General features: G+C 38.4%; 12 protein-coding genes. 7 read left to right on the forward strand and 5 right to left on the reverse strand.

Annotation, left to right across the window (positions count from 1 at the left end; translation table 11 throughout):
• Nucleotides 1–19: 19 nt before the first annotated feature.
• Nucleotides 20–586 carry a 5-formyltetrahydrofolate cyclo-ligase gene (locus MM214_RS05500; RefSeq protein ID WP_241292936.1) on the reverse strand — a complete coding sequence of 189 codons (567 nt, stop codon included), beginning with the start codon at nucleotides 584–586 and terminating at the stop codon, nucleotides 20–22.
• A complete protein-coding gene (gene bshC, locus MM214_RS05505) occupies nucleotides 579–2147 on the reverse strand; it encodes a bacillithiol biosynthesis cysteine-adding enzyme BshC (RefSeq protein ID WP_241292937.1) in 1569 nt (522 codons plus the stop codon). The genes MM214_RS05500 and bshC overlap by 8 nt, the downstream gene beginning before the upstream one ends.
• 167 nt (nucleotides 2148–2314) lie before the next feature.
• On the opposite strand from bshC, the gene MM214_RS05510 reads away from it, so the two are divergent.
• The 6 genes from MM214_RS05510 to mnmD all read left to right on the forward strand — a co-directional run bounded on the left by MM214_RS05510 (nucleotide 2315) and on the right by mnmD (nucleotide 6046).
• Nucleotides 2315–2515 (forward strand): heavy-metal-associated domain-containing protein, encoded by a 201-nt coding sequence (locus MM214_RS05510; protein WP_241292939.1) that lies wholly within the window; start codon nucleotides 2315–2317, stop codon nucleotides 2513–2515.
• Between the two features lie 94 nt (nucleotides 2516–2609).
• Complete coding sequence (locus tag MM214_RS05515) at nucleotides 2610–3848, forward strand: M16 family metallopeptidase (RefSeq protein ID WP_241292940.1); 1239 nt, start codon at nucleotides 2610–2612, stop codon at nucleotides 3846–3848.
• Between the two features lie 96 nt (nucleotides 3849–3944).
• Nucleotides 3945–4289, forward strand: coding sequence for a hypothetical protein (locus MM214_RS05520; protein WP_241292942.1), 345 nt, complete (start codon nucleotides 3945–3947; stop codon nucleotides 4287–4289).
• Between the two features lie 72 nt (nucleotides 4290–4361).
• Entirely contained in the window at nucleotides 4362–4676 is a 315-nt protein-coding gene (locus MM214_RS05525) for a hypothetical protein (RefSeq protein WP_241292944.1), read from the forward strand.
• A 193-nt stretch (nucleotides 4677–4869) separates the two neighbouring features.
• On the forward strand, nucleotides 4870–5352 hold the full coding sequence (gene ispF / locus MM214_RS05530) for a 2-C-methyl-D-erythritol 2,4-cyclodiphosphate synthase (protein WP_241292946.1): 483 nt from the start codon (nucleotides 4870–4872) through the stop codon (nucleotides 5350–5352).
• 7 nt (nucleotides 5353–5359) lie between these two features.
• Nucleotides 5360–6046: a tRNA (5-methylaminomethyl-2-thiouridine)(34)-methyltransferase MnmD gene (gene mnmD, locus MM214_RS05535; protein WP_241292950.1), complete on the forward strand. Its 687-nt coding sequence runs from the start codon at nucleotides 5360–5362 to the stop codon at nucleotides 6044–6046.
• Between the two features lie 7 nt (nucleotides 6047–6053).
• Here mnmD and MM214_RS05540 read toward each other — a convergent pair whose 3' ends face one another.
• Both MM214_RS05540 and MM214_RS05545 read right to left on the reverse strand, forming a co-directional pair.
• A complete protein-coding gene (locus MM214_RS05540; protein WP_241292952.1) occupies nucleotides 6054–10415 on the reverse strand; it encodes a hypothetical protein in 4362 nt (1453 codons plus the stop codon).
• A gap of 695 nt (nucleotides 10416–11110) precedes the next feature.
• Complete coding sequence (locus MM214_RS05545) at nucleotides 11111–12151, reverse strand: RluA family pseudouridine synthase (protein ID WP_241292954.1); 1041 nt, start codon at nucleotides 12149–12151, stop codon at nucleotides 11111–11113.
• A 62-nt stretch (nucleotides 12152–12213) separates the two neighbouring features.
• On the opposite strand from MM214_RS05545, the gene MM214_RS05550 reads away from it, so the two are divergent.
• Nucleotides 12214–13128, forward strand: a complete 915-nt coding sequence (locus tag MM214_RS05550; RefSeq protein ID WP_241292956.1) for a 1-aminocyclopropane-1-carboxylate deaminase/D-cysteine desulfhydrase — start codon at nucleotides 12214–12216, stop codon at nucleotides 13126–13128.
• Here MM214_RS05550 and MM214_RS05555 read toward each other — a convergent pair.
• Nucleotides 13117–13764 carry an AlbA family DNA-binding domain-containing protein gene (locus MM214_RS05555; RefSeq protein ID WP_241292958.1) on the reverse strand — a complete coding sequence of 216 codons (648 nt, stop codon included), beginning with the start codon at nucleotides 13762–13764 and terminating at the stop codon, nucleotides 13117–13119. The two genes, MM214_RS05550 and MM214_RS05555, sit on opposite strands and share 12 nt — an antisense overlap.
• Nucleotides 13765–13783 lie beyond the last annotated feature (19 nt).

Here is a 13783-nt window from a genome sequence, read left to right on the forward strand (position 1 = left end):
AATACTAAATTTTAAATAATTAAAATAAAAACGTCTCCTTAGGAGTAATACAAATATCTAAGGGAATATCGTGCCATTCTGATTCGATTTGCTCCTCAGGTGGGAAAAAACTTACTCCGATTTTCAAAACTTCCTGATTCAGAGAGCTCAAAAATTTATCATAAAAACCCTTTCCATAACCTAAACGATTACCTTTTTTGTCATAGACCAAAAGTGGAACAATTACCATTTGGATCAATGCTTCATCTGCAAAGTCTAAAACCTTTGGTGTAGGGATTCCCCACTTATCTACATTCAAGCCTTCCAAATCGGTGACTTTAACCGTCCTCAACAACCCTGTATCATCTTGAACAATAGAGGTATATAAATGATATCCATCTTGGATCATTCTTTCGATCAAAGGAAAAATATCCACTTCTTTCAATCTCTCTATGGGAAGATAGACATGTATATGCTTTAAAATGGGGTTTGCTTTGAGCACTTCTATGATCTTGATCATAATCTGATTGGCTCCTGAAAGCCTCTCCTCCGAAGATAGAGAAAGTCTCTTCTGTCTATAAACTGTCCTTAATGCACCCCTACTCATCTTGAAGCTTTAAAATTAAAAAGTTGAAATCCAATGGGTCAAAATTCTTTAAAAGTTTTGCAATAAACTGATCATCTTCAAGGTAAAACCTCATCATATTTTCAACACGCTCTTGAGGACTACCGCCTGGAAAAAGCATCTCTTTGAGTGCTCTCATCCTATTCAAATCTACTTCTTGTCTCCTCTCCTCGGCCTTTCTGATCTTCCCAGATAGGTGATTCATGATTTTGATCGACCTGACCTTTGCTGACTCAAAGGCACCATTTAGGCTTTTATCTACTTCTGTGGCTTTTTCAGCAGCTCGAGTCAAAATCTCCTCCAACTCCCGCTTTTCTGCGTTCAATTGAATATCCAAAATGGCATGAGAGGCCACATATTGTTTCTTCCAATCCCCATATTTGACAAATAGATCTTCGTCGGACAATCCTAATTGAAGCTGCTTCTTCTGTGCTAGAGCATCCATTACTACTGCAAAGTTTCTAGGCATTACCGCAGGAAAAGGCACAGCAAAATGATCAAATACACCTTTCAACTGAAACCAATAGGCAACTTCTGCTGGACCGCCCAAATAGGCAATGTTTGGCAAAACCATTTCTTGATGTAAAGGCCGCAAGACTACATTTGGACTAAAGCGCTCTGGATAGTTTTTGATCTCTTCAATCAGTTCTTCTTTGGAAAAAATCAAATCTGAATTCAAAACCATATAGCGATCTTCGAACTTCTCGATTCGTTCTCTTAGTCCTTTGATCATATAGAAAAAGTTGATCTCTCTAGGGAAAATTTGGCTTTTGTACCCCAAATCTTCCAATGCTTGTGTAGCTTCTGAGGCCTTTTCAAATGGCCGATGATCTAGCATATCTGCCTTCATCACTTCTACAAATGGAGCTTTCAGCTTACTATCGTTCCCATCTATGATAATCAAGCCCTCTTCTCCAAACAAAGCGTGCACATACTTCCTTGCTGCCTCTGATAAAGTTTTGGAGCTCAGATAAGCCTCTTTGAATAGTGCAGGCACAAAATGTAGCTGGTTTACAAATTCTTTGAAAGATCCATCAATTTCAAATTCCCCAACTGCACCCTTCTGATCTGATTCCCATTGATACTTCTTTCCATCTAGCCTAAAGTAATTTACCTCATCAAAATCGTGATCTTCTGCCCCCATCCAATAAACTGGCACAAAATGAAAGCTAGGATAAGCTGATTTTAACTTCCTTGCCAGATTGATAGTACTTACTATTTTGTAGATGAAATATAATGGCCCCGTAAAAAGATTTAATTGGTGACCTGTAGTTACTGTATAGGTATTTGGCTGCTTGAGGCTCTCTATTTGACTATTCCATGTATCGGAAACCTCGATTGATTGATATTGTCTTCTTAGAGATTCGACTAAAAGTTCACGTTCCGATTGACCAAAATTCTTAGATGCTATCAACTTCTCAAAATTCTCAATTTTTGGAAAATGGCTGTAGAAATGCTTCAGCTCATGCTTTTCTGAAATATAATCCAAAAACAATGATGAAAACTGACCTGTACAGACTGGGTCTACTGTTGATTTGATCATGGAACTATACTGTTGTATGGGTAATATAAATGGTTCAAATTGTTCTAACTTGCTAGCAAAGGATAAAGTTCGAAATTTTTCCTGTATTACAATAAGTGTAGTGAAAGGATTAATTTATTCAAAAATTATATAAATATCCGAGATGAGACTAGCTTAAATTTGTGATTATGCAAAAATTCAAGACAAATATCAAATGTGGTGCTTGCAAGGCTGCCGTTGCACCAAGTATAGAGAAATTAGGAATTTCATCTTGGGAAGTGGATCTAAATCATCCCGACAGGATCGTTTCTGTCTCAGATCAAATTTCTAGCGAAAAAATCATAGCTGCAATAAAAGATGCAGGATATGACGCAGAACAGATTGTTTGACCACTATGAGTCAGCAATAAAATGAGGATTAGATGATCGCTTTCTTGCTACTCATTTTTTGTTTTATTTTATTAGCTTTGCCCAAAACTACGCTATGATCAATTACCAACAATTTTTCTTGGATAACGGGCTAGAAGTACTAGTGCATGAGGATCACAGCACCAAGATCGCAGTGGTCAACATCCTCTATAAAGTTGGCTCCAGAAATGAGATCAAAGGAAAATCAGGTTTGGCACATTACTTCGAGCACTTGATGTTTGGTAGCACAAAGCATGTACCTGTATTCGATGCTGCACTCGAGAAAGTAGGAGGCTCTTGCAATGCCTTTACCAATCCAGATATCACAAACTATTATATTACATTGCCGGCTGTAAATATTGAGACAGCATTTTGGCTGGAATCAGATAGAATGATGAATTTATCTCTGACTGAAAAAACAATAGAAACTCAGCGAAAGGTAGTTATAGAAGAATTCAAGCAAAGGTATCTAAATCAGCCCTATGGTGATGTATTCCATCATGTGCGGAGCTTAGCCTATGAAATACATCCTTACCAATGGCCTACCATAGGCGAAAAAGTTGAGGATATAATAGATTATAAACCTGTAGATGTTGAAGAGTTTTACTACACTCATTATAGACCAGACAATGCTGTGATGGTGGTAGCCGGGGATGTGACATTGGATCAAATAAAGAAGCTATCTGAAAAATGGTTTGCTCCAATTCCAGCTGGTCAAATCATCAAAAAATCCATACCGCAAGAACTTCCCCAAGTAAGAAAAAAAACAAAGTATGTTCATGCCAAAGTACCAACCGATGCTTTGTATAAAGTGTACCACATGCCTGGAAAGCTTCAGGAAGGATATCTAGAGGCCGATTTGATCACAGACATTATTGGTTTTGGAAGGTCATCCATCCTTGAGCAGCAACTTGTGAAAAACGGAAACATCTTCGCTTCTGTAGGCGCATATGTAATGGGTTCTGTAGATCCTGGCTTGTTGGTGTTTTCGGGAAAAATGGAAAAAGGTCAATCTGCTGAAGACGCTGAAAATGCGCTAGATGAAGTTATTGCATCATTTATAAACGCCTCCATACCCAAAATCACACTGGATAAAGTCAAAAATCAGGCTGAGGCCATGAAAACTTATGAGTCCATTCAATTGCTAAATAGGGCCATGAGCTTGGCATTCTATGCACATCTAGGTGACCCTAATTACTATCAAAAGGAGTATGAAATCAAAACAAAAATCCCTGAATCAAAAATCCTCCACTGGGCAAATGAGATTTTAAAAGAAGAAAACGCTTCTGTGGTGTATTATAAGAAGGAAGATTAAAGGGGAGAGTAGAGACTAGAAGCGAGAGATGAGAAGCGAGAGACGAGAAGCGAGAGACAAGAGACAAGAGACAAGAGACAAGAAACAAGAGAGAAAATGGAATTTAGGCAATCTCTGTCGACAATAAGTCCTGTAAGGACGTCCGACATCTTAGCATCGGGTTTTAATCCGGGGGTAGAGATGAGAAGCGAGAGATTAGAAGTGAGAGATGAGAAGCGAGAGACAAGAGACAAGAGACAAGAAACAAGAGAGAAAATGGAATTTAGGCAATCTCTGTCGACAATAAGTCCTGTAAGGACGTCAGACATATTAGCATCGGGTTTTAATCCGAGGGGAAGAGACGAGAAGCGAGAGATGAGAAGCGAGAGACAAGAAACAAGATACAAGATACAAGAGAGAAAATGGAATTTAGGCAATCTCTGCCGGCTAAAAGTCCTGTAAGGACGTCCGATATCTTAGCCTCGGGTTTTAACCCGGGGGTAGAGACGAGAAGCGAGAGATGAGAAGCGAGAGATGAGAAGCGAGAGACAAGAGACAAGAGACAAGAAACAAGAAACAAGAGAGAAAATGGAATTTAGGCAATCTCTGCCGACAATAAGCCCTGTAAGGACGTCAGACATATTAGCATCGGGTTTTAACCCGGGGGTAGAGACGAGAAGCGAGAGATTAGAAGTGAGAGACAAGAGACAAGAGACAAGAGACAAGAAACAAGAAACAAGAGAGAAAATGGAATTTAGGCAATCTCTGCCGACAATAAGTCCTGTAAGGACGTCAGACATATTAGCATCGGGTTTTAACCCGGGGGTAGAGACGAGAAGCGAGAGATGAGAAGCGAGAGATGAGAAGCGAGAGATGAGAAGCGAGAGACAAGAGACAAGAGACAAGATACAAGATACAAGATACAAGATACAAGAGAGAAAATAGAATTTAGGCAATCTCTGCCGACAATAAGTCCTGTAAGGACGTCAGACATATTAGCATCGGGTTTTAATCCGAGGGGAAAAAACGAAAACAAATAACTATGGGAAAGATAAGAGTTGGATTTGGCTATGATGTACACCAGTTAAAAGAAGGATACGAGTTCTGGCTTGGTGGCATCAAACTCATCCATGAAAAGGGTGCCGTAGGGCATTCTGATGCAGATGTACTGATTCATGTGATCTGTGATGCACTTCTTGGGGCTACCAATCTTCGAGATATCGGCTATCATTTTTCAGATAAAGATCCAAAGTATAAAGGCATTGATTCAAAAATTTTGCTTAAAGAAGTAATGATTCTGATTAGGGACAAGGGCTATGAAGTATCAAACATTGATGCTACGATTTGTCTCCAAACACCAAAAATTAATCCTTACATTCCTGAAATGAAAAAATGTCTTGCTCAAGTCATGGGTATAGATGAAGAAGATATTTCTATCAAAGCCACCACAACTGAATGGCTAGGCTTTGTAGGTAGAGAAGAAGGTGTATCCGCATATAGTGCTGTTTTAGTAGAGAAAAAATAACAATAGCATGTCAAAAGAAATCAAAATCATTACCACTGAGGATGGCTCTCATTCACTTTTTTTGCCTGAATTGAATGAAACGTACCATTCATTTCATGGGGCATATCGGGAGTCTATCCATGTATTTATGCTATATGGCCTTGAAACATGGGAAATGAGACATCCAGGCGCCAAGCCTATCAGGATATTTGAAGTAGGTTTCGGAACTGGACTCAATGCTTGGCTGGCATTGGTTTGGGCAGAACAAAATAAAGTCCCTGTACTCTATCATACCATAGAACCGTTTCCATTAGAAGAATCAATCTACTCACAACTCAACTATACTGAGATAGACCAAAGCATCATGCATTACAAGCCCTATTTCAAGGACTTGCACGATGCAGCATGGAATGAAGGAGTTGTGGTTTCAGAATTTTTCAACATGAAAAAAGAGAAAACCACCCTACAAGATGTACTCTTGTATCCTTCTGACGTGGTGTTCTTTGATGCGTTTGCACCGAGTAAGCAGCCTGAATTATGGAGTAAGGAAATGCTTGATAAAGTAGTCGATAGTATGAATCCTGAGGGAATCTTCACGACTTATTGTGCTATGGGGCAGTTGAAAAGAGATCTCAAATCACTTGGCATGGAAGTAGAAACGCTTCCTGGACCTCCCGGGAAAAAGGAAATGACTCGGGCTATAAAAATTGGTTAGGAGGGATCTATTCCTCCTCCTTTTTCTTTATCAACGGAAGTTTTTTCGGTGGCCTTGATTGCCCGAATCCAAATGTCCCTTTCATTCCCGAAAATGTCGTCTTCCACCAGTAATTGAAAATGAATTTTTCTGTGTTCCTTGGCTCATAAATTTGACCTTTCACTGTATTTCTTGGGAATTTTCTCGGATTATGACTTTTGAGAGCGAAGGTGTTCAATACAAATGTGAGAATCTTTTTCCGACCTTTCCCTACCTCCAAAGTACGCTCATCAAGCAAATCCACCCTTAAGTCATTGTATTTCAAAACCATTTCACCTCTTGCGTCTTTGTTATCTGCTACAAATGACCATTCGCCACCATGAACCTGACCTTGCCGCACTTTCACAAAGGCGTTAGGCATCAGAATTGGATTGATCAATTCAAAATCAAAAGCCCCAACTTCTGCCTGGATAAACATCTGATAGGGTGCTTGATAATACATGATACCTGATAGTGTCAGCGGGGCCACATCATTTAACTTCACATTGCCTTTTATGAAGCTTTGATCTAAGTCAAATCCCTGTTTTTCTTTACTTAAGTGAAAAGGAAATACAAGAGCATCGAGTTCTGAAAAATTGATTTCGCCAGGTACCATGCCTTTTTCAGGAAACTCCTCATAACTTATTCTTCCATTCTCTAGCTTCAATGTATCAATCATCGCGTCAAAACCAACTTGTTGCATCAATTCCTGAGGCATCATTTTATATTTTCCTACAGCAGAAGGAAAGCGCTTATCCCTAAAAATCGTACCGTTCAAATCCATCACAGAAAGTACCTCTGCCTTCAGCATCTGCTTATCAGCCAAAAGTTTCAGATCAGGTTTTTTGATTAGAATTTCAGGTATCTGCATATTCATGACGTCAATTTCTTGATTCGCAATTTTTGTATATTGATATTTTCCATATAGGGGTTCGAAACTAACCTGTTGCAGTTGGATTTTGTCTTGACTAATCATCACATATCCAATCCTGATAACGTTCAAACTGTCCTTTGTATAAATTTCGTAGTCAGGCAGACTGACTTTAAACTCCTTTTTCAATAAAGCCGATTTGTCAAATCCAGACATTTCTTCGAGATCCAAGTCGAGATCTTGCAGAGAAACATTTATCCGATTGAAAATTTGGGGCTCTTTTGAAGCATTTTTATCATAAAAAGATAAATTACCATCTACAATCTCAAATTCTTCAATAAAAATCCTCTCCAAAACCTGACTCATGTTATCCACTGCTACCTCCTCTTGTGAATCCTCACTGGCAGATTGATTATCTTCATCATCTGTAAACAATTCAATATCTGGCCTAAATAATCGAAACTCTGAGATCACTAAGTCCTTTTTGACTTGGGCTTCTGCCACGGCCTTTGTCTTGATCAATGCTGTGGGAATATGGCCCGATATTATAGGGGCACCTGGTTTTCCATAGAGGTTGTGAGGGATGATTCTGAGATTGTTGAGTAATATACCCTCATATCGTGTATCTAGCTCAACTTTAGAAAACGTCACTCTGTGTACACTGTCTGGTAAAGTCAACCAGAATTCATCAATAGATAAGGACAATCCACCAAAAAAAGCAGAAACATCTCCTCTAGCCAAAGTGGCAGAATCCAGCATAAAATCAAAAATGGAAAGATCAATTCCAGTATTGACTAGCTCTCTGGCTTGACCATTCTCCCTGATGGAAAGATTAAAATTCGCCTTTTCTGCCATGACTGTATCAATATTGATCAAGTTGATCGTCTTTGGAAGTGTACGGTCTCTCCTTCTTGACCTTGACTCATTTTCCGACTCATCCACATCTTTGTTGAGCAATAGGTTCACTGAAGATCCTGAAAACTTTACTTTATTGAGATTCAACTCATTGTCAAACATGAATTTTTCCAAGTCTACCCCTGTAAAAGCTAGAGTCGGGATATTGACAGAAATTCTTGTTTTATCTACAGACCTAGTACTAGGTCTCAGCTGTACATTAGAAGTAATGATCTCTTCCCTAGCTGTATTGAAACTAATTCTATCCGCCACGATATTGTATTTTCCGTCAGCTATGCTGAAAACATAATTATTTAGCCCTAGATCTACTTCCTCTGAGAACAAATTCCCTACTTCGGCTGGCGTTGTATTTTGATCTATATGAAAATTCTTAACAGCCACAGAGACATTATCCTCGGAAAAAGTCCGTAGCTTTTCTACACCGTAATTCTCGTAATTGACACTACCTCGCTCTAAGGTAAGTCTATTCACGGTGACCTCGGTGAAGTATGCCCTCAATAAGTCTAAGATATCTTGACGATCTACCTTATCCTCATCAACTCTATCCTTGGTGCCATATTTATAGATATTGATCTTTGGAGATGGGACTCGAATCTCCCTGATATCAAGATCTCCTCTAAAGTAAGCCCGCTTCAGGTCGACACCTGTAGCCATAAACCTGGGGATGTATAGGTCTATTGCTGTGGTCTTATCGTAGTTTTGTAGCGTAGATTGAAGTTGATCTACTTGAAATGGCCTAATCGAAAAACCTTCTATACGAACTATAGAGGATTTTGTGTCAACAAAAAGACTATTTGCTTTGAATACATGCAGGTTGTCCGCAAGTTTCAGTGCATAATCTTTCAATTCTACTTGGAGGTTTTCGGCAAAAAATATCCCCTTCCCATTGCTGTCAGTATATTGATCAAGAGCGAATTTTTCTAAAACCAAATTCAACTTCCCGAAAGAAAGACTATCCTGTCTTATCCTTAGATTGTTATCTATCACCAATGACCCCTCAATCACTTCTAGTCTTTCGATGTATATTCCTCGTAAAAAATCGCGGGTTAATACCTGAAGATCAAAGGATTTTTTATCAGTTTCGTCATTGGATTGGACATCTCTGAGTATGATTTCGGGACTGTCTATCATCACATTGGATATGTCCACTATCCCTTCATTATAAATTTTTTTCAGGTTAGACTTTTCAATCTTAATCTCTGGAATATCTATTTCGAAGATGGTCTCATTGTCAACTGAATCTGCTTCAGTAGTAGGAACTATTTTCACATTCCTCATGAGGATTTTATCGTCAAAAGACGAAAGTGACACATACTCTCCAACGAATTTGTGTATTTGGTCTCCAAGTGATAGTTCTACACCTTGAAGCAATAGAGATGCATTCTCAGCGAAGAAAAATTGATCTTGTGTGAGCGCACTGTCTGGTCCCACATAGACATTTTGCATTTCAAAATCTATACGCTCAGATTTGATCCGAGGCTTATCTAATTCTCCAATCAAAGTCTGTGTAAATTTCCCTTCCTCGATTTCCAAACTGTCTACTTGAATGGCTTTTAATATGCCTTCAATCAGTCCATAAAGTTCAAACTCTCCTTCATCCGTACTTTCTTCTTGCGATTTGGAAGTGAATAGGTGAAACACAGGTTTGCTCAACCTCAAAGAACCTACATCAACTTCGGTTGTATAGAAGACTTTATTGATATCCGCATCACCCAAATGCAAATCATCCAAATTGACCTCAAAATAAGTTGCTGATTTTTTTGTAAAATCTGGGGAAATGGAGACATTCTTAGCTTTAATGAACTGTTCAAGTGAAGAAACACGGACTTCGGAGGCTTTAATGTTGTGGACGCTGTCAGCTAATAAGATTTCGAAATTATTCAAATCAATCGAAAAACCTGCTGCATTTAAGGGAGTCAATGGGTATCTATCCTGTAGCAATTGAATATCCTTCACAAGCACATCTGCATGGTCAATTTTTATGGATTTCTGAGAGATGAAATTTTTCAAGAGCAAGTCAGCCTCTTTGATCTGCAAAGCTTTTATGCGCACTTCTTTTAATCCAACATCTCCAAAACTTTTTCTTATCTCTTCTTCCAAAAGCTGTAAGGGAGAGGGTTCTTCACTTTCGAGCATCAGCCCCTCATCTTCCATCAATCTAAATTCAATGGATGGATTATTCAATGAGATTAATCCAATCTGGATTTCTCTTTTTCCAAATGCGTAAAAAAGCCTTGTCAGAGAGATTTTAGGGACAGAGATTTTATAATAAGGAACATCTGGCATGTTGACGAATGCTTCCTCAACTGGCGTCAGCTTAAAACCTTCAAAAATCAACCCTCTTTGAAACAAAGAAATATAAAACCTGTCAAAATCCACTTCATATTTTTGTTCAGAAGCCTGACTCACTTTGTTTTTGAGGTAATTACGGAGCAAAAAGTCTGAACTAAAATAAATTACCAAATGCAACCCCAACAATACAAGCAAAAGAATACCAAATGGCTTAAGAATTCTAAGCCATCTTTGGTTCAAATGTTGTTTTTGAGAAGTAGTTGGTTCGTCCATATGTGGTTTTCTTATAGTAAAAATAGGACAATTGCATTACAAATATTGAATTCATCAATAAGATATAAAAGAATAGCTTTATTTGTGTCCTAACATCGTTGATTTAGACATTAAAACGGTTCAAATGCAGCAGAAGTTGTTTCATCTTGGAGCATTCAAACTTTAATACATTTAGTTGACCCGGCAGAATATAATTCCGCAACAAACAAAACACTTGAGATTTTTGCTTTAAATAGAAATAAAAAAAGCTATGAAATACAATTTCATAGCTTAGTCAATTAACAATAAACCCAAAATAACCTGCTGAATGACAAGGAATCGAACCTCTTTTCTCATTGGAGAACTGTGACCATCTCACTTCAATCAGATCAGAAATAACTTTTTATCTCTGATTTCTTTTACAAATATACGCACCAAATTTTATTCTTGAAAATTCTACAAGAAAATAGCTTAAAATTTACATTAAATTTAATATTCGCTCTATAAATTTACGAAATTAAAAATTGTAACGATTGCGAAAATTCATTTTTTGAAAACTTCATAATGCATCTTCGGTTTCCTATTAGAAAATCCTCAAAATCAGAGGCTCATATTAGCAAAATGACAGTTTATGAATAAAAATATTTTAATATTATTAAAAACAATAGAAACCGTGGGCAAAAAACAATCTAAATCATTTAAAATTTTGAAATAATCTAATTCTCATATACAACATATTGCCTCCACTTATCTAACACGGCAGCAAAGTCTTCAGAAAGTGGGATTTCAAAGTGCATATTCTCTTTGGTGACAGGATGTATGAAGCCAAGAGAAGTAGCGTGGAGTGCTTGTCGAGGCATCAGTTCAAAGCAATTTTTGATAAAAGATGTGTATTTTGAAAACTGAGTTCCCTTTCTAATTTTATCACCTCCATACATGGCATCATTGAAAAGTGGATGCCCCAGATACTTCATATGGGCACGGATCTGATGTGTCCTGCCTGTTTCTAAGTTACACTTTATCAAAGACACATACCTCAACCGCTCCAATACTTTGTAATGTGTCACTGCATGTTTACCTTGACTTCCATCCGGGTAAGCACTCATCACTTTTCTATCTTTGGCACTTCGCCCGACGTGAGCATCGATAGTACCTTGATCTTCTTCAAGCTCACCCCATACCAGAGCCAAGTAAGTCCTGTCAATCGTGTGGTGAAAAAACTGATTTGCCAAATCAGACATGGCTAATTCAGATTTTGCGATTACCAAAAGTCCAGATGTATCCTTATCAATACGATGAACTAGACCAGGCCTACCTGAGTTGCCCGGAAGCTCGGGTAGCTGTTCGAAATGATACGCAAGTGCATTGACAAGCGTCCCAGTCCAATTGCCATGTGCAGGGTGCACCACCATCCCAGCGGGCTTGTTTACGATCAGTAGGTGATCGTCTTCATAAATGATATCCAGAGGAATATCCTCAGCTATAAGTTCGCCGTCTCTGATGGGTTCTTGAAGATAGACTTTGATTTCATCTTGAGGTTTAATTTTATAATTGGTCTTAACCTTTCCCCCATTTACAGTAATGTGCCCAGCTTCGATTGCACTTTGCACCCTATTCCGAGTGGTATTGGCCAACTTATCAGTCAAAAATTTATCAATCCTGATCAAAGACTGTTTTTTGTCTACCGTAATATGATGAAGCTCAAAAAGCTCCACTTCTTCTTCATCAAATTGATCATTGTCTATTTCCTCTGCCATAAGACAAAAGTAAGGCTAGTTTGATAAAGTTTCGGATATTTGGGCTATAAAATAATTACCCTATGCTAGATCCATATGAAGTCTCCAATCAGTTGCTCCATCACCCACTATGGGAAAATCAAACCATTAGCATCACCATTAAAAGATTAGACATGGTTCACCCCTTGGCTTCGGGCAATAAATTTTATAAACTCAAATACAACCTTGAAGCTGCAAAAACAGAGAAAAAACAATGTATTTTGACATTTGGCGGAGCCTATTCTAACCATATTTACGCTACAGCAGCAGCATGCCAGGCAGAAGGAATACGGGCGATTGGAATCATCAGAGGAGAAGCTCACCATCCTCTCAATCCTACACTTCATGCAGCGTCAGCGATGGGAATGCATCTTGAGTATATCGATCGAGAAAAATATAGGGAGAAAAAAGATCCAATATTCCATCAACAATTAATGGAAAAACTCGGAGATTGCTATGTCTTACCAGAAGGAGGCACCAATGCTTTTGCCATCCAAGGAACTGCTGAGATACTGACAGAAAATGATGAAGATTTCACACATATCTGTACAGCCATCGGTACAGGAGGCACTTTTGCAGGACTTGCAAAATCAATCAAAGAAAATCAAACGTTACTTGGGTATTCTAGTCTAAAGGGTGAATTTATTCATCAAGAAATCAAAGATTTATTGGAAAATCACAACATTCTACCCCTTGGTAACGCAAGAGTGATTGAAGATTACCATTTTGGCGGTTATGGAAAGATAAAACCTGAGCTATTAGACTTTGTGAGGTGGTTTTATAAAGAATTCAATATCCCCATAGAACCCATTTATACAGCAAAGATGATTTTCGGAATACTCGATCAGCTCCAAAAAAGCGAGTTCCCCAAAGGTTCAAAGATTTTGATACTCCATACTGGCGGATTACAAGGCTTAGCTGGATTCAATGCACGGTACGGAACATCTCTACCTCTCTAGAGATTCTTTGAGCTGATAGCGATCTTCAATCTCTTGAGGAATGATCTCAAGCACATTAGCCAAAACCAACTTAATGAGTGTCTTAGAAGCTAAAAACCGCGGAAGCTTTGCCAAAGCGGCATATTCTTTCAGCGTCAAAGACTTACGCTCTTCTAGTGCTTGCATGAGAACGGTTTCTTTTCTTCCATAAGTGAAAATTACATCCTTTTGGTACTTCCCCTTTCTGAGTATTTCCCAGACTTCTTTACTAGCTTGAACTGTACGGTCAGCAACTCGGATAAAAGCTCGCTTTCTGTTTTCTTCTTGGATATAATGTGGCCTCTGAGCAGATTTTGAAATAGAAAATACTGCTACACCTTTTTTTGCATTAAGTTTAAAAATCTCAACTTCATAATCCAAAAGGGGGAAAATTTGCTCTCTGATAGCTTTCTCCATCACAAAAACCTCCTCTTCTATGAATCTTTGGCCAGAAACAGTACCATCATCATCTATGCCTAGAAGTAAAACTCCTCCCTCAGTATTGGCCAATGCGATCATCTCTCTCACGATTTTGTCAGGGTGAGCCGCTTTTTTTTTGAACTCCACAGTCAATCCCTCCCCTTGACTTGCCCATTTCTGAATATCTTGAAGCGTCATGATATGGTTGATTCTATAT

Source organism: Belliella kenyensis (genome assembly GCF_022549675.1).
Taxonomy (GTDB): domain Bacteria; phylum Bacteroidota; class Bacteroidia; order Cytophagales; family Cyclobacteriaceae; genus Belliella; species Belliella kenyensis.